This window comes from Xanthomonas sp. LF07-6 (assembly GCF_034105445.1).
GTDB classification, from domain to species: Bacteria; Pseudomonadota; Gammaproteobacteria; order Xanthomonadales; family Xanthomonadaceae; genus Xanthomonas_A; species Xanthomonas_A sontii.
In genome coordinates, this window is the sequence record NZ_JAXGGI010000001.1 from 897,856 (window position 1) to 919,588 (window position 21,733).

Sequence of the window (21,733 nt, forward strand, 5' to 3'; positions counted from 1 at the left end):
GTCCTCAGGTCAACTTGATCTGGACATCGACGCCAGCCGCGAGCTCGAGCTTCATCAGCGCGTCCACGGTCTTGTCGTTGGGGTCGACGATGTCGAGCACGCGCTTGTGCGTGCGGGTCTCGTACTGGTCACGCGCGTCCTTGTCGACGTGCGGGGAAACGAGGATGGTGTAGCGTTCGATCTTGGTCGGCAGCGGGATCGGGCCACGCACTTGCGCGCCGGTCCGCTTGGCCGTCTCGACGATCTCGCTGGCCGAACGGTCGATCAAACGATGATCGAACGCCTTCAGCCGAATCCGGATCTTTTGGTCCGCCATGACGGTGGGTTCCTTCGTTAAAAGAGCGACGGGCAAGGCCTCTGGGATACCTGCCCCGGTTGTTTCCTGATGTCGTACCGCAGAGCATCCGGCTCGGCGGGGGCATTCCTCCGCCCCAAAAACTGGGGCAGACCAGTCGACCCGGCCTGCCCAGACGGAAAAGTATAATGCGCAGCTAGAGCAGCGTCAACAACCCGGGGCTGTTGAGTGCTCCATGCGACGCGACCTTCCCGGTCCTGCGAACACGAGCGGCGTCCTGCCTCTCTTTTCGCTGTCTTACCGGCGCCCTACCCAGGAACGCCGAGCCGCGCATTATAGCGACGACTTCACGCCTCCGCAACACCTCGGGACAACAAATCGCCAGAACATTCGCCTGCCCGGAAACGACGAAGGGCCGGCTTGCGCCGACCCTTCGCGATGCCGGCGACCGAGGTCACTGGCGATTCCAGCCGGCGGCCTGCGCCGCCGGAGGGCATTACTTGATGATCTTGGCCACCACGCCGGCGCCGACGGTACGGCCGCCCTCGCGGATCGCGAAGCGCAGGCCTTCGTCCATCGCCACCGGGTTGATCAGCGTCACCACCATCTTGACGTTGTCGCCCGGCATCACCATCTCCACGCCTTCCGGCAGCTGCACCGCACCGGTGATGTCGGTGGTGCGGAAGTAGAACTGCGGACGGTAGCCCTTGAAGAACGGGGTGTGACGGCCGCCTTCGTCCTTCGACAGCACGTACACCTCGGCTTCGAACTCGGTGTGCGGCTTGATCGAACCCGGCTTGCACAGCACCTGGCCGCGCTCCACGTCGTCACGCTTGGTGCCGCGCAGCAGCAGGCCCGCGTTGTCGCCCGCCTGGCCCTGGTCCAGCAGCTTGCGGAACATTTCCACGCCGGTCACGGTGGTCTTCTGCGTCGCACGGATGCCGACGATTTCGATTTCGTCGCCCACCTTGATGATGCCGCGCTCGATACGACCGGTCACCACGGTGCCGCGGCCCGAGATCGAGAACACGTCTTCTACCGGCATCAGGAACGGCTTGTCCACGTCGCGCTGCGGCTCCGGGATGAACGAGTCCAGCGCGTCCACCAGCTTCAGGATCGCCGGCACGCCGATCTCGCTCTGGTCGCCTTCCAGCGCCAGACGGGCCGAACCGTGGATGATCGGGGTGTCGTCGCCCGGGAAGTCGTACTTGCTCAGCAGCTCGCGCACTTCCATCTCGACCAGCTCAAGCAGCTCGGCGTCGTCGACCATGTCGGCCTTGTTCAGGAACACCACGATGTGCGGCACGCCGACCTGGCGCGACAGCAGGATGTGCTCGCGGGTCTGCGGCATCGGGCCGTCAGCGGCCGAGCACACCAGGATCGCGCCGTCCATCTGCGCCGCACCGGTGATCATGTTCTTGACGTAGTCCGCGTGACCCGGGCAATCCACGTGCGCGTAGTGGCGCGTCGGGGATTCGTATTCCACGTGGGCGGTCGAGATCGTGATGCCGCGCGCCTTCTCTTCCGGCGCCGCGTCGATCGCGTCGTACGCCTTGAACTCGCCGCCGAAGCGCTCTGCGCCGATCTTGGTCAGCGCCGCGGTCAGCGTGGTCTTGCCGTGGTCGACGTGACCGATGGTGCCGACGTTGACGTGCGGCTTGGTGCGCTCGAACTTACCCTTTGCCATGTCTTCTCTACCTCGTGATTCGTATTGGGGGACGAGCGAGCGGGATGCGGCGCGGACCGGGTCCGCGGCACGCATCCCGTCGCTCTAATCTCAGTTCTTCTTGATGACCGAGTCGGCGATGTTGGCCGGCGCTTCGGCGTAGTGGTCGAACTCCATCGAGAAGGTGGCGCGACCCTGCGACATCGAGCGCAGCGTGGTGGCGTAGCCGAACATTTCGCCCAGCGGCACCATCGCGTTGATCACCTTGCCCGACGGGCTGTCGTCCTGACCCTGCAGGATGCCGCGACGACGGCTCACGTCGCCCATCACGTCGCCCAGGTAATCCTCCGGGGTGACGATCTCGACCTTCATGATCGGCTCCAGCAGCACCGGGTTGGCCTTGTTGAAGCCTTCCTTGAAGCCCATCGAGCCGGCGATCTTGAACGCCATTTCCGACGAGTCGACGTCGTGGTACGAACCGTCGATCAGGCGCACCTTGACGTCCACGATCGGATAGCCGGCCATCACGCCGTTGGCCACCGCTTCCTGGATGCCCTTGTCCACCGCCGGGATGTATTCCTTCGGCACCACGCCGCCGACGATCGCGTTCTCGAAGGTGTAGCCCTGGCCGCGTTCCTGCGGCTCGATCTCGAGCACGACGTGACCGTACTGGCCCTTACCGCCGGACTGACGCACGAACTTGCCTTCCTGCTTGACCGCCTTGCGGATGGTCTCGCGGTAGGCCACCTGCGGCTTGCCGACGTTGGCTTCGACGTTGAACTCGCGCTTCATGCGGTCGACGATGATTTCCAGGTGCAGCTCGCCCATGCCACGGATGATGGTCTGGCCGGACTCTTCGTCGGTGTTGACGCGGAACGAGGGATCTTCCTGCGCCAGACGGCTCAGCGCGATGCCCATCTTTTCCTGGTCCGACTTGGTCTTCGGCTCGACCGCCATCGAGATCACCGGCTCCGGGAACACCATGCGCTCCAGGGTGATGATGTGGTCCTGCGCGCACAGCGTGTCGCCGGTGGTGACGTCCTTCAGGCCCACCGCCGCGGCGATGTCGCCCGCGCGCACTTCCTTGATCTCTTCGCGGTTGTTGGAGTGCATCTGCAGGATGCGACCCACGCGCTCCTTCTTCGACTTGACCGGGTTGTACACCTGGTCGCCGGAGTTCAGCGTGCCCGAGTAGACGCGGAAGAAGGTCAGCGAGCCGACGAACGGGTCGGTCATGATCTTGAACGCCAGCGCCGAGAACGGGGCGTTGTCGGTGGCCGGACGGCTGTCTTCCTTCTCGTCCTCGTCGATGCCCCTGACCGGCGGACGGTCGCTGGGCGACGGCAGCAGCTGGATCACGCCGTCGAGCATGGCCTGCACGCCCTTGTTCTTGAACGCGGTACCGCAGTACACCGGCACCACTTCCACCTTCAGGGTGCGCTCGCGCAGACCGCCCAGGATCTCGGCCTCGGACAGGTCGCCCTCGTTGAGGTACTTGTCCATCAGGTCTTCGTTGGCTTCGGCAGCGGCCTCGACCATGAACGCGCGCGCGTCGGTGGCCTTGTCGACCAGGTGCGCGGGGATGTCGCGGTATTCGAACACGGTGCCCTGCGAGGCGGTATCCCAGTGGATCGCCTTCATCTTGACCAGGTCGACCACGCCCTCGAAGCCGTCTTCGGCGCCGATCGGCACCTGCATCGGCACCGGGTAGGCGCCCAGGCGGGCCTTCAGCTGCTCGACGACCTTGTCGAAGTTGGCGCCGGTGCGGTCCATCTTGTTGACGAACGCCAGACGCGGCACCGCGTACTTGTTGGCCTGACGCCACACGGTCTCGGACTGCGGCTGCACGCCGCCGACCGCGCACAGCACGAACACCGCGCCGTCGAGCACGCGCAGCGAGCGCTCGACTTCGATGGTGAAGTCCACGTGCCCGGGGGTGTCGATGATGTTGAAACGGTGCTGCGGCATGGACTTGTCCATGCCGGTCCAGAACGCGGTGGTGGCCGCGGAGGTGATCGTGATGCCACGCTCCTGCTCCTGCTCCATCCAGTCCATCGTCGCGGCACCGTCATGCACCTCGCCGATCTTGTGGCTGACGCCGGTGTAGAACAGGATGCGTTCGGAGGTGGTGGTCTTGCCGGCATCGATGTGAGCCATGATGCCGAAGTTGCGGTAACGCTCGATGGGAGTGGTACGGGCCACAGGGAGCCTCTCAAATTTCTTGGATTTCGGATGGCCGAACGCCGCCTTGCGGCGGCCTTCGGATTTGTGCCACGCGCAACGGCGCGGCTAGCGGCACTCAGATGGTGCCAGCGGGCCCCGTTTCCAAGGCCCGGAAGGTCACCAGCGGTAGTGCGCGAACGCCTTGTTCGCTTCCGCCATGCGGTGAGTCTCTTCGCGCTTCTTGATGGCGCCGCCACGGTTTTCCGAAGCATCGACCAGCTCGGCCGCGAGCTTGCGCGGCATCGAGTTCTCGCCGCGCTTGCGCGCCGAGTCGATCAGCCAGCGCATCGCCAGCGCCATGCGACGGGAGGAACGCACCTCGACCGGCACCTGGTAGGTGGCACCGCCGACGCGGCGGGACTTGACTTCGACCGCCGGAGCGACGTTGTCCAGCGCCTTCTGCACCAGCTCGATGGCGTTGGGGTTCTTCTCGCCGATCACGTCCATCGCGCCGTACACGATCTTTTCGGCGACCGACTTCTTGCCGCTCAGCATCACCATGTTGATGAAGCGGGCGATGGTTTCGCTCCCGTGCTTGGGGTCCGGGAGAACGGCGCGCTGCGGCGTATTACCTTTACGAGACATGTGTACTTTCCCTTAGCTCTTCGGGCGCTTGGCGCCGTACTTGGAACGACCCTGGCGACGCTTGGCGACGCCGGCGGCGTCGAGCGAACCGCGCACGGTGTGGTAGCGCACGCCCGGCAGATCCTTGACGCGGCCGCCGCGGATCAGGACCACGGAGTGCTCCTGCAGGTTGTGGCCTTCGCCGCCGATGTAGCTAATGACCTCTTCCTGGTTGGTCAGGCGCACCTTGGCGACCTTGCGCAGGGCCGAGTTCGGCTTCTTCGGGGTGGTGGTGTACACGCGCGTGCAGACGCCACGGCGCTGCGGGCACTTGTCCAGCGCCGGAGAGGCGCTCTTGTAGGTGGTCGCCTGCCGCGGCTTGCGGACCAGCTGGTTGATCGTCGCCATCAGTGGATTCTTCTGATTGAGGCCGTCGGGCCTGGATGCGTGAAAACGAAGGCAGGCCGAAGGACGGCCTGCCGAGACAGGAAAGTATAGCGGGCAAGTCAAAGCGCCGTCAACACAACGGAATTTTTACTTGCTGGCCCATCCGGGGCCGGAATACGGGGCGCTTCCGCTGCGCCCCCTTTCGCGTGGTAGACCGGCCCCGCGGGCGGGACCGGTCCGGCGTGTTGCTTACTCTTCGCTGCCGGCAGCCGCCGGGGCGGAGGTCTCGACCGCCGGCTCGGCGCTGCCGCCGGACAGGGTCTGCATCTCCGACTCGGTCAGGCCGCTGGCGTTGCGGCGGCGCGTGTTGTGGTACGCCAGGCCGGTACCGGCCGGGATCAGGCGACCCACGATCACGTTTTCCTTCAGGCCGCGCAGCGTGTCACTGGTGCCGCGGACCGCCGCCTCGGTGAGGACGCGGGTGGTCTCCTGGAACGACGCGGCCGAGATGAACGACTCGGTCGCCAGCGAGGCCTTGGTGATGCCCAGCAGCACCGGCTCGTACTTGGCCGGCAGTTCGTTGCGGGTCACCAGGCGGGCATTCTCCTCGATGACGCGCTGGCGCTCGGCCTGCTCGCCGTTGAGGAACTTGCTGTTGCCCTGGTCGGTGATCTCGACCTTGCGCAGCATCTGCCGGGTGATGACCTCGATGTGCTTGTCGTTGATCTTCACGCCCTGCAGGCGGTACACGTCCTGGATTTCCTTGACCAGGTACGCGGCCAGCGGCTCGACGCCCAGCAGACGCAGGATGTCCTGCGGGCTCGGCTCGCCGTCCACCACGGTTTCGCCCTTGGCCACGTGCTCGCCTTCGAACACGATGATCTGGCGGTACTTCGGGATCAGCTCTTCGTGCTCCGACCCGTCGGTGTCCTTGATGATCAGGCGCTGCTTGCCCTTGGTGTCCTTGCCGAAGCTGATGATGCCCGAACGCTCGGCCAGGATCGCCGGATCCTTCGGCTTGCGCGCTTCGAACAGGTCGGCCACGCGCGGCAGACCACCGGTGATGTCGCGGGTCTTGGACGCTTCCTGCGGGATCTTGGCGACCACGTCGCCCACGCCGACCGGCGCGCCGTCCTGCAGGTTGACGATCGAGCGCGGCGGCAGCAGGTACTGCGCCGGCAGATCGGTGCCCGGGATGGTCAGGTCGTTGCCCTTGGCGTCGACGATGCGCACGATCGGGCGCAGGTCCTTGGCCTGGGTGCCGCGACGCTTCGGATCGGTGATCTCGCGCGAGGCCAGGCCGGTCAGTTCGTCGGTCTTCTCGATGACGGTGACGCCGTCGATGAAGTCGATGAAGCGGATGAAACCGGCCACTTCCGACACGATCGGGTGGTTGTGCGGATCCCAGTTCGCCACCGACTGGCCGGCCTTGACCGCGTCACCGTCCTTGGCGGTGATGGTGGCGCCGTACGGCAGCTTGTAGCGCTCGCGCTCGCGGCCGTGGCCGTCGAGCACCGACAGTTCGCCCGAACGCGACACCGCCACCAGCGAGCCGTTGGCGTGCTCGACCGACTTGAGGTTGTTGAACTTGATCGAACCGGTGGTCTTGACCGTGATGTTGTCCACCGCCGCCGCACGCGAGGCCGCGCCGCCGATGTGGAAGGTACGCATGGTCAGCTGGGTACCCGGCTCGCCGATCGACTGCGCAGCGATGACGCCCACCGCTTCACCGATGTTGACCAGGTGGCCACGGGCCAGGTCGCGGCCGTAGCAGCGCGCGCACACGCCGAACGCCGATTCGCAGGTGATGGTCGAGCGGACCTTGACCGACTGCACGCCGGCCTCTTCCAGCTTGGCCACCCACTGCTCGTCGAGCAGGGTGTTGCGGGTGACGATCGGATCCTCGTCGTTGCCCGGCAGGAACACGTCCTCGGCCACCACGCGGCCGAGCACGCGGTCGCGCAAGGGCTCGACCACGTCGCCGCCTTCCACGATCGGGGTCATGGTCAGGCCGTCGGTGGTGCCGCAATCCGGCTCGGTGATCACCACGTCCTGCGCCACGTCGACCAGGCGACGGGTCAGGTAACCGGAGTTGGCGGTCTTCAGCGCGGTATCGGCCAGACCCTTACGGGCACCGTGGGTGGAGTTGAAGTACTCCTGCACGTTCAGGCCTTCGCGGAAGTTCGCCTTGATCGGCGTCTCGATGATCGAGCCGTCCGGGCGGGCCATCAGGCCGCGCATGCCGGCCAGCTGACGGATCTGCGCCTGCGAACCACGCGCGCCGGAGTCGGCCATGATGTACAGCGAGTTCATCGACTTCTGGTCGATGGTCTCGCCCTTGGCGTTGACCACCTTCTCGGTGCCGATGGTGTCCATCATCGCCTTGGCGATGCGCTCGTTGGTGCGCGACCAGATGTCCACGACCTTGTTGTAGCGCTCGCCGGCGGTGACCAGGCCGGACTGGTACTGCTCCTGGATTTCCAGCACTTCCTGCTCGGCTTCGCCGAGGATGCCCTTCTTCTCCGACGGGATCAGCATGTCGTCGATGCCGATCGACACGCCGGCGCGGGTCGCGTAGGCGAAGCCGGTGTACATCAGCTTGTCGGCGAACACGACGCTGTCCTTCAGACCCAGCTGGCGGTAGCTGGAGTTGATCAGGCGGCTGATGTTCTTCTTGGTCAGCTCGGTGTTGGCCAGCGCGAACGGCAGGCCTTCCGGCAGGATCTCGGCCAGCAGCGCGCGCCCGATCGTGGTGTCCACGATCGAGGTCTTCTTGCTGCGGTTGCCGTCCTCGTCGATCACCGTCTCGGTGATGCGGACCTTGACCTTGGCGTGCAGTTCGACCGCACGGTTGTCGTAGGCGCGCTTCACTTCGGCGATGTTGGCGAACACCATGCCCTCGCCTTTCTTGTTCTCCAGCGCGCGGCTCATGTAGTACAGGCCCAGCACCACGTCCTGCGACGGCACGATGATCGGCTCGCCGTTGGCCGGCGACAGGATGTTGTTGGTGGACATCATCAGCGCGCGCGCTTCCAGCTGCGCTTCCAGCGACAGCGGCACGTGCACGGCCATCTGGTCACCGTCGAAGTCGGCGTTGAACGCGGTGCAGACCAGCGGGTGCAGCTGGATCGCCTTGCCTTCGATCAGCACCGGCTCGAACGCCTGGATGCCCAGGCGGTGCAGGGTCGGCGCACGGTTCAGCAGCACCGGGTGCTCGCGGATCACCTCTTCCAGGATGTCCCAGACCTCGGCTTCTTCGCGCTCGACCAGCTTCTTGGCGGCCTTGATGGTGGTGGCCAGGCCGCGACGCTGCAGCTTGGCGAACACGAACGGCTTGAACAGCTCCAGCGCCATCTTCTTCGGCAGGCCGCACTCGTGCAGGCGCAGGGTCGGGCCGACCACGATCACCGAACGGCCGGAGTAGTCCACGCGCTTGCCGAGCAAGTTCTGGCGGAACCGGCCCTGCTTGCCCTTGATCATGTCGGCCAGCGACTTCAGCGGGCGCTTGTTGGTGCCGGTGATGGCACGGCCGCGACGGCCGTTGTCCAGCAGCGCATCGACCGATTCCTGCAGCATGCGCTTTTCGTTGCGCACGATGATGTCCGGCGCGTTCAGCTCGAGCAGGCGGCGCAGGCGGTTGTTGCGGTTGATGACGCGGCGGTACAGGTCGTTCAGATCGGAGGTCGCGAAGCGGCCGCCGTCCAGCGGCACCAGCGGACGCAGATCCGGCGGCAGCACCGGCAGCACGGTCATCACCATCCACTCCGGACGGTTGCCGGACTCGATGAAGGCCTCGATCAGCTTGATGCGCTTGGTCAAGCGCTTGAGCTTGGTTTCCGAACCGGTGCTGGCGATCTCTTCGCGCAGGCGGGTCATCTCCGACTGCAGGTCGATGGTGCGCAGCAGTTCGTACACGGCCTCGGCGCCCATGGCGGCGTCGAAGTCGTCGCCGTGCTCCTGGCGCGCGGTCAGGTACTGCTCTTCGGTCAGCAGCTGGCGGCGCTCCAGGGCGGTCAGGCCCGGCTCGGTCACCACGTAGGCTTCGAAGTACAGCACGCGCTCGATGTCGCGCAGGGTCATGTCCAGCATCAGGCCGATGCGCGACGGCAGCGACTTCAGGAACCAGATGTGCGCGACCGGCGAGGCCAGGTCGATGTGGCCCATGCGCTCGCGGCGCACCTTGGCCAGGGTCACTTCGGTGCCGCACTTCTCGCAGACCACGCCGCGGTGCTTCATGCGCTTGTACTTGCCGCACAGGCACTCGTAGTCCTTGATCGGGCCGAAGATGGCGGCGCAGAACAGGCCGTCGCGCTCGGGCTTGAAGGTCCGGTAGTTGATGGTTTCCGGCTTCTTCACTTCGCCGAAGGACCACGAACGGATCAGGTCCGGCGAGGCCAGCGCGATCTTGATCGCGTCGAAGTCCAGCGTCTGGCGCTGCTGGTTGAAGAGGTTGAGCAGGTCTTTCATTTGATTTCTCCGGGAATCGGGAATAGCGAATAGGGAATCGTTGGAAGCGGAGAGGCGGGACAGGAAACGCCGGCGGCCTGTGGGCAAACGCCCGGGCGGTTTCCTAGTCCCGACTCCTCATTCCCTGCCCTCAGTCTTCCAGTTCCATGTTGATCGCCAGCGAGCGGATTTCCTTCACCAGCACGTTGAAGGACTCCGGCATGCCGGCGACCATCTCGTGCTCGCCGTCGACGATGTTCTTGTACATCTGGTTGCGGCCCTGCACGTCGTCGGACTTCACCGTCAGCATTTCCTGCAGGGTGTAGGCCGCGCCGTAGGCTTCCAGCGCCCAGACTTCCATTTCGCCGAAGCGCTGGCCGCCGAACTGCGCCTTGCCGCCCAGCGGCTGCTGGGTGACCAGCGAGTACGGGCCGGTGGAGCGCGCGTGCATCTTGTCGTCGACCAGGTGGTTCAGCTTCAGCATGTGCATGTAGCCGACCGTGGTGTGGCGATCGAACGCCTCGCCGGTGCGGCCGTCGTACAGCTGGGTCTGGCCGCTGATCGGCAGGTCGGCGAGCTCGAGCATGTGCTTGATCTCGGCCTCGGTGGCACCGTCGAACACCGGGGTGGCCATCGGCACGCCGTCGGTCAGGTTCTTCGACAACGCCAGCAGCTCCGCGTCGCTGAACTGGTCCAGATCCACGCGGTCCTCGCCCAGCTTCTGGTCGTGGTTGTAGATCTGCGCCAGGAACTTGCGCAGGTCGGCGACCTTGGCCTGGGCCTCGAGCATGTTCTGGATCTTGCGACCCAGGCCCTTGGCGGCCCAGCCCAGGTGCACTTCCAGCACCTGACCGATGTTCATACGCGACGGCACGCCCAGCGGGTTCAGCACGATGTCCACGGTCTCGCCGTTGGCCATGTACGGCATGTCCTCGATCGGCTGGATCATCGACACGACACCCTTGTTGCCGTGGCGACCGGCCATCTTGTCGCCGGGCTGGATGCGGCGCTTCACCGCCAGGAACACCTTGACCATCTTCAGCACGCCCGGGGCGAGGTCGTCGCCGGCGGTGATCTTGCCGCGCTTGTCGGCGAAGCGACGCTCGAACTCCTTCTCGTGCGCCTGGATCTGCTTCTGCGCGCGCTCGATCGCCTCGGAGGCGTCCTCGTCCTTCATGCGCAGCGCGAACCAGTCGGACTTCTTCAGACCGTCCAGGTAGGCGTCGCTGATGGTGTCGCCCTTCTTCAGGTTCGGACCGCCGTTGGCGACCTTGCCGATCAGCTGGCCACGCAGACGCGCGTAGATCGCGCTTTCCAGGATGCGGAACTGGTCGTCGAAGTCCTTCTTGACCCGCTTGATCTCGTTTTCCTCGATCTGGCGGGCGCGCTTGTCCTTCTCGATGCCGTCGCGGGTGAACACCTGCACGTCGATGACGGTGCCGTCCATGCCCGGCGGTACGCGCAGCGAGCTGTCCTTCACGTCCGAGGCCTTCTCGCCGAAGATCGCGCGCAGCAGCTTCTCTTCCGGGGTCAGCTGGCTCTCGCCCTTCGGCGTGACCTTGCCGACCATGATGTCGCCGGCACGCACTTCCGCACCGATGTACACCACTCCGCTCTCGTCCAGACGGTTCAGCGCCTGCTCGGACACGTTGGGGATGTCGGCGGAGATTTCCTCCGGCCCCAGCTTGGTGTCGCGCGCCACGCAGGTCAACTCTTCGATGTGGATCGTGGTGTAGCGATCCTCTTCCACCACGCGCTCGGAGAGCAGGATGGAGTCTTCGAAGTTGTAGCCGTTCCACGGCATGAACGCGATCAGCATGTTCTGGCCCAGGGCCAGCTCGCCGATGTCGGTCGAGGGACCATCGGCCAGCACGTCGCCGCGCGCGATCACGTCGCCCACGTTCACCAGCGGACGCTGGTTGATGCAGGTGTTCTGATTGGAGCGGGTGTACTTGATCAGGTTGTAGATGTCGACGCCGGCGTCGGTGCCGCCGCCGATCTCGGCCTCGTTGACCTTGACCACGATGCGGCCGGCGTCGATCTGCTCGATCACGCCGCCACGGCGGGCGTTCACGGTCACGCCCGAGTCGCGCGCCACGGCGCGCTCGATGCCGGTACCGACCAGCGGCTTCTGCGCACGCAGCGTCGGCACGGCCTGGCGCTGCATGTTCGCGCCCATCAGTGCGCGGTTGGCGTCATCGTGCTCCAGGAACGGCACCAGCGCGGCCGCGATCGACACGGTCTGCATCGGCGACACGTCCATGAAGTGCACTTCCGCCGGCGGCTTCAGCAGCGACTCGCCCTGGTAGCGGCACGGCACGAACTGCTCGGTCAGGCGGCTCTTGGCGTCGTGCAGCGCGTTGGCCTGGGCGATGACGTACTCGTTCTCTTCGATCGCCGACAGGTACTCGACTTCGTCGGTGATCTGGCCGTCCACGACCTTACGGTACGGCGTCTCCAGGAAGCCGTACTGGTTGGTGCGGGCATACACCGCCAGCGAGTTGATCAGGCCGATGTTCGGGCCTTCCGGCGTTTCGATGGTGCAGACGCGGCCGTAGTGGGTCGGATGCACGTCGCGCACTTCGAAGCCGGCGCGCTCGCGGGTCAGACCGCCCGGACCCAGCGCGGAGACGCGACGCTTGTGCGTCACTTCCGACAGCGGGTTGTTCTGGTCCATGAACTGCGACAGCTGCGAGGAGCCGAAGAACTCCTTGATCGCGGCGGCCACCGGCTTGGCGTTGATCAGTTCCTGCGGGGTCAGGCCTTCGGACTCGGCCATCGACAGGCGCTCCTTGACCGCGCGCTCGACGCGGACCAGGCCCACGCGGAACACGTTCTCGGCCATTTCGCCGACCGAACGCACGCGACGGTTGCCCAGGTGGTCGATGTCGTCGACCACGCCGCGGCCGTTGCGGATCTCGGTCAGGACCTTGATCACGTCCAGGATGTCGGAGCTGTCGGCGTGCTCGGCGACCAGGCGCTTGGACTCCTCGTCGTTGCGCTCGCCGAAGTACTTCTTGTCGTACAGCACCGACTCGCCGGTGACTTCCTTGCGGCCGACACGGCGGTTGAACTTCATGCGGCCGACCGTCGACAGGTCGTAGCGCTCGAAGGTGAAGAACAGGTTGTGGAACAGGTTCTGCGCGGCGTCCTTGGTCGGCGGCTCGCCCGGACGCATCATGCGGTAGATCTCGACCAGCGCCTCGAGCTGGGTCTTGGTCGGATCGATGCGCAGGGTGTTGGACAGGTACGGGCCGCGATCCAGGTCGTTGACCCAGAGCGTGCCCACGGCATCGACGCCGGCCTTGCGGAACGCGGTCAGCTGATCTTCGCTGATTTCGTCGTTGGCGCTGGCCAGCAGTTCGCCGGTCGAGGCATCGACCACGTCGTGCGACAGGATGCGGCCGACCAGGTACTCGTCGGGCACGGCCAACGCGGCGATGCCGGAGGCCTCGAGTTGCTTGACGTGGCGCGCGGTGATGCGCTTGCCGGCTTCGACGATGACCTTGTCGCCGTCGGCCAGGTCGAAGTTCAGGGTCTCGCCGCGCAGGCGCTCGGGCACCAGCTCCAGCTGCACGCCTTCCTTCGGGTCGATGTGGAAGGTGTTGATCTCGAAGAACTCGGACAGCATCTCCTCGTTCGAGTAGCCGAGCGCGCGCAGCAGGATCGACACCGGCAGCTTGCGGCGGCGGTCGATACGGGTGAACAGCGCGTCCTTCGGGTCGAACTCGAAGTCCAGCCAGGAGCCGCGGTACGGGATGATGCGGGCGCTGTACAGCAGCTTGCCCGAGCTGTGGGTCTTGCCGCGGTCGTGGTCGAAGAACACGCCCGGCGAACGGTGCAGCTGCGAAACGATGACGCGCTCGGTGCCGTTGACGATGAAGGTGCCGTTGTCGGTCATCAGCGGGATTTCGCCGAGGTAGACCTCCTGCTCCTTGACGTACTTGATCGCCTTGGTCGAGGACTCGCGGTCGTAGATCACCAGGCGCACGGTCACGCGCAGCGGCGCGCCGTAGCTCATGCCGCGCTGGCGGCATTCACGCTCGTCGAACACCGGTTCGCCGAGCTTGTAGCCGACGTACTCCAGCGCCGCGTTGCCGCTGTAGCTGGAGATCGGGAACACCGATTTCAGGGCCGCGTGCAGGCCGTGGTCCGAACGCTTGTTCGGGTCGGTGTTCTCCTGCAGGAATTCGCGGTAGGAATCCACCTGGATGGCGAGCAGGAACGGCACTTCGAGGATCGAGCGCTGCTTGCCGAAGTCCTTGCGGATACGCTTCTTTTCGGTGAACGAATAAGACGTCATGAGGTATCACCTTGGCTGATGCGGGCCACGCGTCCGCGGCCCTGAGTGAACATAAATTGTCAGTTGGAAGTCGCTGGTATTGCCGGCACCAGCACGCCTTCTCCCGCTACTTCCAACTACCAACTCGGTGGTGAAGCGGGGACTGGGGAATGGACAAAGGGGAATCGTGGAGCGCACGTAGCGTGGCTGTTCCGATTCTCCCTTCCCGATTCCCGGTTCCCGCCTGAAACGGCCAAAGGCCGGGGGCTTTCGCCCCCAGCCTTCAGTGCATCGCCTTGAACGGCTGGCGATGCAAGGGACTGCTTACTTGACTTCGACCTTCGCGCCAGCGGCTTCCAGGTCCTTCTTGAACTTGTCGGCGTCTTCCTTCGACACGGCTTCCTTCAGGACGCCGCCGGCCTCGGTGAGGTCCTTGGCTTCCTTCAGGCCCAGGCCGGTGATGGCGCGGACGGCCTTGATGACGTCGACCTTCTTGGCACCGGCGTCGATCAGGATGACGTTGAACTCGGTCTGCTCTTCGACCGGCGCGGCGGCCACGGCCGGACCGGCAGCGGCGACCGGGGCGGCGGCGGAGACGCCGAACTTGTCTTCGATGGCCTTGACCAGCTCCATCACTTCCATGAGGGTCTTTTCGGCGATTGCGTCGACGATCTGCTCGTTAGACAGGGACATTGTGATTACCTTTGGAATTTTTTCTGGATGAGGTTCTAGTGAACCGTTTCAGGTGTCGCGAACTTAAGCCGTTTCGGCCGGGGCTTCCGCTTCGGCGTCGGCAGGCGCGGCGTCGCCGCCACCCTGCTTGTCGCCCACGGCCTTGACCGCACGGGCGAACATGCTCGCCGGCTCGGCCAGGACGCGTGCCAGCATGGCCAGCGCCTGCTCGCGGGTCGGCAGCGACGCCAACACCTCGAGATGAGCGGCCGGATACAGCTGACCACCCAGCGACACGACCTTGGCCTGCAGCTTGTCGTTACCCTTGGCGAATTCCTTGATCAGACGACCGGCAGCGCCGGGTTCTTCCGTCGAGAACGCATACAGCAGCGGACCGACCAGCGCGTCCTGGACGCACTCGTATTCGGTACCGGCAACGGCACGCGCGGCCAGGGTGTTCTTGACAACACGCAAGTACACACCGGTTTCGCGCGCCTTCTTGCGCATCGCGGTCATTTGCGAGACCGTGATGCCGGCGTACTCGGCAGCAACCAAGGAGTGGGCCTTCGCGGCGACGTCGGCCAGTTCGGCGACGACTTCTTGCTTCTGGGACAGATTGAGAGCCATTGCACTCCTCCGTTAAAGCCGGGAGTTGAAATGCGCGACCTGGGATGCGTCAGGAGCGATACCGCCGCTCTTGCCAATCCCCAATCCCGAATCCCGAATCCCTGCTTCAAACTTACTCCGCTCGCGGCTCCTGCCGCTTGCGGTCCTGGGCGGCCTCCTTCCTGGATGCCGGGGATGCCGCATGGCATCCCAGTTGGTGGCCGTTCCAGACCTGGAGTGAGCGCGCCCGGAACACCGGGCTGGCCTGCACCAGAAAAACTCCAGAAAGGCGGCACCATCTACGCCGGCTGGCCCCGAGGGGCTGATTAAGCGATCCCGCTGTACCGACGGCGACTCCTTGCCGTGTCGAGCTTCCGTGCCCGTCGTCGGTGTGCGCAGACCGCGCCTGCGGTCTTTGACGGCTTCGCGTCGGGTTGCCCCGGGCGACGCCTTCAAAAGGGTGACACCGGCGCCGCACCTGTCGGGCGGCGCCGTGTTGCGATTACTTCAGGGACAGCGACGCCTGATCGATGGTGACGCCCGGACCCATGGTCGAGCTCACCGAGATCTTCTGCAGGTAGGTGCCCTTCGAGGTCGCCGGCTTGGCCTTGACCAGGTCCAGCAGCAGCGCTTGCAGGTTGCTCTTCAGCGCGTCGTCTTCGAAGCTGGCCTTGCCGATGGTGCAGTGGATGATGCCGGCCTTGTCGGTGCGGTAGCGCACCTGGCCCGACTTGGCGTTCTTGACCGCTTCGGCCGGGTTGGCGGACACGGTGCCGACCTTGGGGTTCGGCATCAGGCCGCGCGGGCCCAGCAGGGTGCCCAGCTTGCCGACGACGCGCATCGCGTCCGGGGTGGCGATGACCACGTCGTAGTTCAGGTCGCCGCCCTGCATCTTCTCGGCCAGGTCGTCCATGCCGACGGCTTCGGCACCGGCGGCCAGCGCCTCATCGGCCTTGGCGCCGGCGGGAGCGAACACGGCCACGCGCACGCTCTTGCCGGTACCGGCCGGCAGCACGGTGGAACCGCGCACCTGCTGGTCGGACTTCTTCGCGTCCACGCCCAGGCGCACGGCCACGTCGACGGCTTCGACGAACTTGGCCTTGCTGGTGGTCTTGACGATCTTCAGCGCTTCGTCGATCGAATACGCCTTGCCCGGCTGCACGGCAGCACGGATCGCTTTCTGTCGCTTGGTCTGTGCCATTGCTTAACCCTCCACCGTCAGGCCCATGCTGCGGGCGGAACCCGCAATCGTGCGTACCGCCGCTTCCAGCTCCGCCGCCGTCAGGTCGGCTTCCTTCGCCTTGGCGATCTCTTCGAGCTGCTTGCGGGTCACCTTGCCCACCTTCTCGGTGTTCGGGCGCTTGGAGCCGGAGCTGACGCCCGCGGCCTTCTTCAGCAGCACGCTGGCCGGGGTGCTCTTGGTGACGAAGGTGAAGGTACGGTCCGAATAGGCCGTGATGATGACCGGAGTCGGCAGGCCCGGCTCCAGCTTCTGCGTGGCGGCATTGAACGCCTTGCAGAATTCCATGATGTTCAGGCCACGCTGACCCAGCGCAGGACCGACCGGCGGCGAGGGGTTGGCCTGACCGGCCTTCACCTGCAGCTTGATGTAACCGACGACTTTCTTTGCCATTTTAGTGTCTCCGGGTGCTAGCGCCTAAACCGCAGGCTCCCCATCGCGACGGGAAAATCACGTGTCCCGCCATCACGTTTTTGAAGTGCGCAGAAAGCCGCCTCGCGGCGGCTTCCGTTCTGCCCGGCGGCTTGCCTGGACAGGGAGCCGCGCAGTATAGCAGAGATTTTGGCGCCCGGCGCAGCCGCGCCGGGGCGGGCTCAGGCCTTCTCGACCTGACCGAATTCCAGTTCCACCGGGGTGGAACGGCCGAAGATCAGCACCGCCACGCGCAGGCGGCTCTTCTCGTAGTTGACTTCCTCGACCACGCCGTTGAAGTCGTTGAACGGACCATCGGTGACGCGGACCATCTGGCCCGGCTCGAACAGCACCTTCGGACGCGGCTTCTCCACGCCATCCTGAACGCGCTGCAGGATCGCATCGGCCTCTTCGTCGCGGATCGGCAGCGGACGATCGGCGGTACCGCCGATGAAGCCCATCACCTTCGGCGTTTCCTTGACCAGGTGCCAGCTTTCGTTGTCGATGCGCGGAATGCCGCCTTCGTCGTGGGTTTCGATCTGGACCAGCACGTAACCCGGGAAGAACTTGCGCTCGGAACGGCGCTTCTGGCCGGAGCGCATCTCGATCACTTCCTCGGTGGGCACCAGCACGTCACCGAAGCGCTCCTGCATCTCGTCACGCGCAATACGGTCGCGCAGCGCTTGGGCCACGGACTTCTCGAAGCCTGAATAGGCGTGAACGACATACCAACGCTTCACTGCTGCACTCTCCTCAACGGCTCACGAACCACTGCATCAGCTTCTGGATCAGGAAATCGAACCCGCCCAGCAACAGACTCAGAATGATCACCACCACGATCACCACCCAGGTGGTGCGGATGGCTTCCTGGCGGGTCGGCCACACCACCTTGCGCAGTTCGAAACGGGATTCGGACAGGAACTCGCGGCCTTCGCGACCTTTGGCGGTCAGCAGGAACACCGCGACACCGGCGACCAGGCCGGCGATCACCGCCAGTCCGCGCAGCGGACCGGACCAACTCCCCAGCTGTGCAGCACGGCTCGCATCGCCGAACCAGAACCAGACAAACAGGCCGGCGACCACCAGCAACGCAGCGATGACGTACTTGACGATATCGCCACCGACAGAGGCGGCGGGGCCTTTGGAATGCTCGATCTTGCTGTTCATCCGACTCTTGCTGCTATGCGACCGAGGTCACTGGATAGGGAGCGGCAGATTGGCACGCCAGGAGGGACTCGAACCCCCAACCTGCGGTTTTGGAGACCGCTGCTCTGCCAATTGAGCTACTGGCGTGTAGTAAGAACGACTGCACTTCCCTGAGACGGCGAAGGCGGACCGAAGGTTCCGGCCCGCCCTTCGCTGAACCCGACGGCCGTAGCCGCCTGCACCTCGTCGGATTCCGGCGGCCGAGACCGCCATCCTGCCGTCGAGCCCGGCGGCCTGCGCCGCCGGAGGGCATTACTTGATGATCTTGGCCACCACGCCGGCGCCGACGGTACGGCCGCCTTCGCGGATCGCGAAGCGCAGGCCTTCGTCCATCGCCACCGGGTTGATCAGCGTCACCACCATCTTGACGTTGTCGCCCGGCATCACCATCTCCACGCCTTCCGGCAGCTGCACCGCACCGGTGATGTCGGTGGTGCGGAAGTAGAACTGCGGACGGTAGCCCTTGAAGAACGGGGTGTGACGGCCGCCCTCGTCCTTCGACAGCACGTACACCTCGGCTTCGAACTCGGTGTGCGGCTTGATCGAACCCGGCTTGCACAGCACCTGGCCGCGCTCCACGTCGTCACGCTTGGTGCCGCGCAGCAGCAGGCCCGCGTTGTCGCCCGCCTGGCCCTGGTCCAGCAGCTTGCGGAACATTTCCACGCCGGTCACGGTGGTCTTCTGCGTCGCACGGATGCCGACGATTTCGATTTCGTCGCCCACCTTGATGATGCCGCGCTCGATACGACCGGTCACCACGGTGCCGCGGCCCGAGATCGAGAACACGTCTTCTACCGGCATCAGGAACGGCTTGTCCACGTCGCGCTGCGGCTCCGGGATGAACGAGTCCAGCGCGTCCACCAGCTTCAGGATCGCCGGCACGCCGATCTCGCTCTGGTCGCCTTCCAGCGCCAGACGGGCCGAACCGTGGATGATCGGGGTGTCGTCGCCCGGGAAGTCGTACTTGCTCAGCAGCTCGCGCACTTCCATCTCGACCAGCTCAAGCAGCTCGGCGTCGTCGACCATGTCGGCCTTGTTCAGGAACACCACGATGTGCGGCACGCCGACCTGGCGCGACAGCAGGATGTGCTCGCGGGTCTGCGGCATCGGGCCGTCAGCGGCCGAGCACACCAGGATCGCGCCGTCCATCTGCGCCGCACCGGTGATCATGTTCTTGACGTAGTCCGCGTGACCCGGGCAATCCACGTGCGCGTAGTGGCGCGTCGGGGATTCGTATTCCACGTGGGCGGTCGAGATCGTGATGCCGCGCGCCTTCTCTTCCGGCGCCGCGTCGATCGCGTCGTACGCCTTGAACTCGCCGCCGAAGCGCTCTGCGCCGATCTTGGTCAGCGCCGCGGTCAGCGTGGTCTTGCCGTGGTCGACGTGACCGATGGTGCCGACGTTGACGTGCGGCTTGGTGCGCTCGAACTTACCCTTGGCCATGGCTGCTTCTTCTCGGTGATCGTAGAAAGATTTGACGACTGAATATGGTGCTCACGAAAGGAATCGAACCTTCGACCTCCTCCTTACCAAGGAGGTGCTCTACCGACTGAGCTACGTGAGCGTTGTTCTATTGTGACACAAGCGCGTTCAATGGAGCGGGAGACGGGAATCGAACCCGCACCATCAGCTTGGAAGGCTGAGGTTCTACCGTTGAACTACTCCCGCTACGGGATGCCGCACTGCCACAACAAAATAACTGGTGGAGGGAGGTGGATTCGAACCACCGAAGGCGTAAGCCAGCAGATTTACAGTCTGCCCCCGTTGGCCGCTTGGGTATCCCTCCAACTTACCCACTCGAACCCGGCTGCGAGGCCGAAATCAGAGAGGGGTGAAACAGCCCGCTATTCTTCCCTGACATCCCCGCCTTGTCAACAGTATTTTGACGCGATGTCGCAGGAAATCGTCGTTGCCCGCGCGCGCCCGGCCAGGACACGCGCACGCATCAGACGTTGAAGCGGAAATGCAGGATATCGCCTTCCTGCACGCGGTACTCCTTGCCTTCCAGACGCAGGCGCCCGGCTTCCTTGGCGCCGGCCTCGCCCTTGTACTTGATGAAGTCGTCGTAGGCGATGGTTTCGGCGCGGATGAAGCCCTTCTCGAAGTCGGTGTGGATCACCGCCGCGGCCTGCGGTGCGGTCGACCCGGCCTTGACCGTCCAGGCGCGCACTTCCTTCACGCCAGCGGTGAAGTAGGTCTGCAGCCCCAGCAGGGTGTAGCCGGCGCGGATCACCCGGTTCAGGCCCGGCTCGCTCAGACCCAGATCGGCCAGGAACGCATCGCGGTCGGCGTCGTCCAACTGCGACAGCTCTTCCTCGATCGCCGCCGACACCGGGACCACCTCGGCGCCCTCGGCGGCGGCATGCGCGCGCACCGCATCCAGGTGCGGATTGTTCTCGAAGCCGTCTTCCAGCACGTTGGCGATGTACATCACCGGCTTGAGGGTGAGCAGGAACAGGTCGCGCACCAGCGCCTTCTCTTCCTCGTCCAGCCCGGCGTTGCGCCCGGCCTTGCCCTCGGCCAGCGCGGCCTGCAGCTTGGCCAGCACCGGCTTGCGCGCCGCCGCGTCCTTGTCGCCACCCTTGGCCGAACGCTCGGCGCGGTTGAGCGCCTTCTCGACGCTGTCCAGGTCGGCCAGGGCCAGTTCGGTGTCGATGGTCTCGATGTCGGAAACCGGGTCGACCTTGTTGTTCACGTGGATGATGTCGCCATGCTCGAAGCAGCGCACCACGTGGGTGATCGCATCGACCTCGCGGATGTGCGCCAGGAACTTGTTGCCCAGGCCCTCACCGCTGGCCGCACCGGCGACCAGGCCGGCGATGTCGACGAACTCGACCGCGGTCGGCACGACCTTCTGCGGATTGATGATCGCCGCCAGCGCGTTCAGGCGCGGATCCGGCACCGGCACCACGCCCACGTTCGGCTCGATGGTGCAGAACGGAAAATTGGCCGCGGCGATGCCCGCCTTGGTCAGCGCATTGAACAGGGTCGACTTGCCGACGTTGGGCAGGCCGACGATGCCGCATTTGATGCCCATGTGTGTAATCCGGGAATGGAGAATCGGGAATAGGGAATCGGAAAGCATAGCCGCCTTTCCATTCCCCATTCCCCATTCCCTATTTCCCCTGCGTATGCAACCGCTTCATCGCCTCGTTGAAGTCGCCCTGCACGGCCAGCGGCAGCACGTCGATGGCGTCGTCGATGGCGCGATCGATGAGCACCTGGTCGTCCTTGCCGGCGCGCCCCAGCACCCACGGCACCACCTTGTCCTTGTGGCCGGGATGGCCGATGCCGATGCGCAGGCGGTGGAAGCCGGCGTGCCCGAGCAGGCGGATGGTATCGCGCAGTCCGTTCTGGCCGCCGTGGCCACCGTCGAACTTGAGCCGCGCCGTGCCTGGCGCCAGGTCCAGCTCGTCATGCGCCAGCAGCGCCTGCGCCGGTTCGATCTTCCAGAAGCGCAAGGCGGCCGTGACCGACTTGCCGCTGAGGTTCATGAAGGTGGCCGGCTTCAGCAGCCACACCGACTGCCCCGCGACCTCGACCTTGGCGGTCTCGCCGAACAGCTTGGCGTCCACGCTCCAGCGCGCGCCAGCCCGCTCGGCCAACGCGTCGACAAAACGAAACCCGGCGTTGTGCCGGGTGTTCGCGTGTTCGGCGCCGGGATTGCCCAGGCCGACGATCAGACGCAGACCAGTCATGCGCAATGCATCGCCGCGGCGTCCGGACCGATGGCCC

At 65.2% G+C, this 21,733-nt stretch carries 16 protein-coding genes and 4 tRNA genes; all 20 read right to left on the reverse strand.

Annotation, left to right across the window (positions count from 1 at the left end; translation table 11 throughout):
• Positions 1 to 4: 4 nt before the first annotated feature.
• Entirely contained in the window at positions 5 to 316 is a 312-nt protein-coding gene (rpsJ, locus tag SLW56_RS03850; RefSeq protein WP_010341589.1) for a 30S ribosomal protein S10, read from the reverse strand.
• 475 nt (positions 317 to 791) lie between these two features.
• Positions 792 to 1,982 (reverse strand): elongation factor Tu, encoded by a 1,191-nt coding sequence (tuf, locus tag SLW56_RS03855; protein WP_043093035.1) that lies wholly within the window; start codon positions 1,980 to 1,982, stop codon positions 792 to 794.
• 90 nt (positions 1,983 to 2,072) lie between these two features.
• A complete protein-coding gene (fusA, locus tag SLW56_RS03860) occupies positions 2,073 to 4,163 on the reverse strand; it encodes an elongation factor G (RefSeq protein ID WP_320694364.1) in 2,091 nt (696 codons plus the stop codon).
• 138 nt (positions 4,164 to 4,301) lie between these two features.
• Positions 4,302 to 4,769, reverse strand: a complete 468-nt coding sequence (gene rpsG / locus SLW56_RS03865) for a 30S ribosomal protein S7 (protein WP_010341334.1) — start codon at positions 4,767 to 4,769, stop codon at positions 4,302 to 4,304.
• A gap of 12 nt (positions 4,770 to 4,781) precedes the next feature.
• On the reverse strand, positions 4,782 to 5,156 hold the full coding sequence (gene rpsL / locus SLW56_RS03870; protein WP_003469157.1) for a 30S ribosomal protein S12: 375 nt from the start codon (positions 5,154 to 5,156) through the stop codon (positions 4,782 to 4,784).
• 228 nt (positions 5,157 to 5,384) lie between these two features.
• Positions 5,385 to 9,602, reverse strand: coding sequence for a DNA-directed RNA polymerase subunit beta' (rpoC, locus tag SLW56_RS03875; RefSeq protein WP_267100714.1), 4,218 nt, complete (start codon positions 9,600 to 9,602; stop codon positions 5,385 to 5,387).
• A 130-nt stretch (positions 9,603 to 9,732) separates the two neighbouring features.
• Positions 9,733 to 13,884 carry a DNA-directed RNA polymerase subunit beta gene (gene rpoB, locus SLW56_RS03880; RefSeq protein WP_017908393.1) on the reverse strand — a complete coding sequence of 1,384 codons (4,152 nt, stop codon included), beginning with the start codon at positions 13,882 to 13,884 and terminating at the stop codon, positions 9,733 to 9,735.
• A 303-nt stretch (positions 13,885 to 14,187) separates the two neighbouring features.
• Positions 14,188 to 14,556, reverse strand: coding sequence for a 50S ribosomal protein L7/L12 (rplL, locus tag SLW56_RS03885; protein ID WP_010341338.1), 369 nt, complete (start codon positions 14,554 to 14,556; stop codon positions 14,188 to 14,190).
• A 63-nt stretch (positions 14,557 to 14,619) separates the two neighbouring features.
• A complete protein-coding gene (gene rplJ, locus SLW56_RS03890; protein WP_010341340.1) occupies positions 14,620 to 15,162 on the reverse strand; it encodes a 50S ribosomal protein L10 in 543 nt (180 codons plus the stop codon).
• Between the two features lie 481 nt (positions 15,163 to 15,643).
• On the reverse strand, positions 15,644 to 16,342 hold the full coding sequence (gene rplA, locus SLW56_RS03895; RefSeq protein WP_048490044.1) for a 50S ribosomal protein L1: 699 nt from the start codon (positions 16,340 to 16,342) through the stop codon (positions 15,644 to 15,646).
• A 3-nt stretch (positions 16,343 to 16,345) separates the two neighbouring features.
• The gene (rplK, locus tag SLW56_RS03900; RefSeq protein WP_010341342.1) at positions 16,346 to 16,774 is read right to left on the reverse strand and encodes a 50S ribosomal protein L11; all 429 of its coding nucleotides are present in this window, start codon (positions 16,772 to 16,774) and stop codon (positions 16,346 to 16,348) included.
• A gap of 200 nt (positions 16,775 to 16,974) precedes the next feature.
• Positions 16,975 to 17,532 (reverse strand): transcription termination/antitermination protein NusG, encoded by a 558-nt coding sequence (gene nusG / locus SLW56_RS03905; RefSeq protein ID WP_010341344.1) that lies wholly within the window; start codon positions 17,530 to 17,532, stop codon positions 16,975 to 16,977.
• A gap of 13 nt (positions 17,533 to 17,545) precedes the next feature.
• Positions 17,546 to 17,959 (reverse strand): preprotein translocase subunit SecE, encoded by a 414-nt coding sequence (secE, locus tag SLW56_RS03910; RefSeq protein ID WP_267121297.1) that lies wholly within the window; start codon positions 17,957 to 17,959, stop codon positions 17,546 to 17,548.
• Positions 17,960 to 18,009: 50 nt separating this feature from the next.
• Positions 18,010 to 18,085, reverse strand: a tRNA-Trp gene (locus SLW56_RS03915).
• A 165-nt stretch (positions 18,086 to 18,250) separates the two neighbouring features.
• Complete coding sequence (gene tuf, locus SLW56_RS03920; protein ID WP_043093035.1) at positions 18,251 to 19,441, reverse strand: elongation factor Tu; 1,191 nt, start codon at positions 19,439 to 19,441, stop codon at positions 18,251 to 18,253.
• Positions 19,442 to 19,486: 45 nt separating this feature from the next.
• Positions 19,487 to 19,562: transfer RNA gene (locus tag SLW56_RS03925), tRNA-Thr, on the reverse strand.
• Between the two features lie 30 nt (positions 19,563 to 19,592).
• A tRNA-Gly gene (locus SLW56_RS03930) sits at positions 19,593 to 19,666 on the reverse strand.
• A 32-nt stretch (positions 19,667 to 19,698) separates the two neighbouring features.
• Positions 19,699 to 19,784, reverse strand: a tRNA-Tyr gene (locus tag SLW56_RS03935).
• Between the two features lie 159 nt (positions 19,785 to 19,943).
• On the reverse strand, positions 19,944 to 21,035 hold the full coding sequence (ychF, locus tag SLW56_RS03940) for a redox-regulated ATPase YchF (RefSeq protein ID WP_010341267.1): 1,092 nt from the start codon (positions 21,033 to 21,035) through the stop codon (positions 19,944 to 19,946).
• 79 nt (positions 21,036 to 21,114) lie between these two features.
• Entirely contained in the window at positions 21,115 to 21,696 is a 582-nt protein-coding gene (gene pth / locus SLW56_RS03945) for an aminoacyl-tRNA hydrolase (protein WP_017907367.1), read from the reverse strand.
• Positions 21,697 to 21,733 lie beyond the last annotated feature (37 nt).

Coding starts and splice junctions, on each gene's coding strand:
- rpsG (WP_010341334.1), bottom strand. CDS start 4,769: ATGTCTCGTAAAGGTAATACGCCGCAGCGCGCCGTTCTCCCGGACCCC.
- tuf (WP_043093035.1), bottom strand. CDS start 1,982: ATGGCAAAGGGTAAGTTCGAGCGCACCAAGCCGCACGTCAACGTCGGC.
- rplK (WP_010341342.1), bottom strand. CDS start 16,774: ATGGCAAAGAAAGTCGTCGGTTACATCAAGCTGCAGGTGAAGGCCGGT.
- rpsL (WP_003469157.1), bottom strand. CDS start 5,156: ATGGCGACGATCAACCAGCTGGTCCGCAAGCCGCGGCAGGCGACCACC.
- rpoB (WP_017908393.1), bottom strand. CDS start 13,884: ATGACGTCTTATTCGTTCACCGAAAAGAAGCGTATCCGCAAGGACTTC.
- rplL (WP_010341338.1), bottom strand. CDS start 14,556: ATGTCCCTGTCTAACGAGCAGATCGTCGACGCAATCGCCGAAAAGACC.
- pth (WP_017907367.1), bottom strand. CDS start 21,696: ATGACTGGTCTGCGTCTGATCGTCGGCCTGGGCAATCCCGGCGCCGAA.
- rplA (WP_048490044.1), bottom strand. CDS start 16,342: ATGGCACAGACCAAGCGACAGAAAGCGATCCGTGCTGCCGTGCAGCCG.
- ychF (WP_010341267.1), bottom strand. CDS start 21,035: ATGGGCATCAAATGCGGCATCGTCGGCCTGCCCAACGTCGGCAAGTCG.
- secE (WP_267121297.1), bottom strand. CDS start 17,959: ATGAACAGCAAGATCGAGCATTCCAAAGGCCCCGCCGCCTCTGTCGGT.
- rpoC (WP_267100714.1), bottom strand. CDS start 9,602: ATGAAAGACCTGCTCAACCTCTTCAACCAGCAGCGCCAGACGCTGGAC.
- rpsJ (WP_010341589.1), bottom strand. CDS start 316: ATGGCGGACCAAAAGATCCGGATTCGGCTGAAGGCGTTCGATCATCGT.
- tuf (WP_043093035.1), bottom strand. CDS start 19,441: ATGGCCAAGGGTAAGTTCGAGCGCACCAAGCCGCACGTCAACGTCGGC.
- rplJ (WP_010341340.1), bottom strand. CDS start 15,162: ATGGCTCTCAATCTGTCCCAGAAGCAAGAAGTCGTCGCCGAACTGGCC.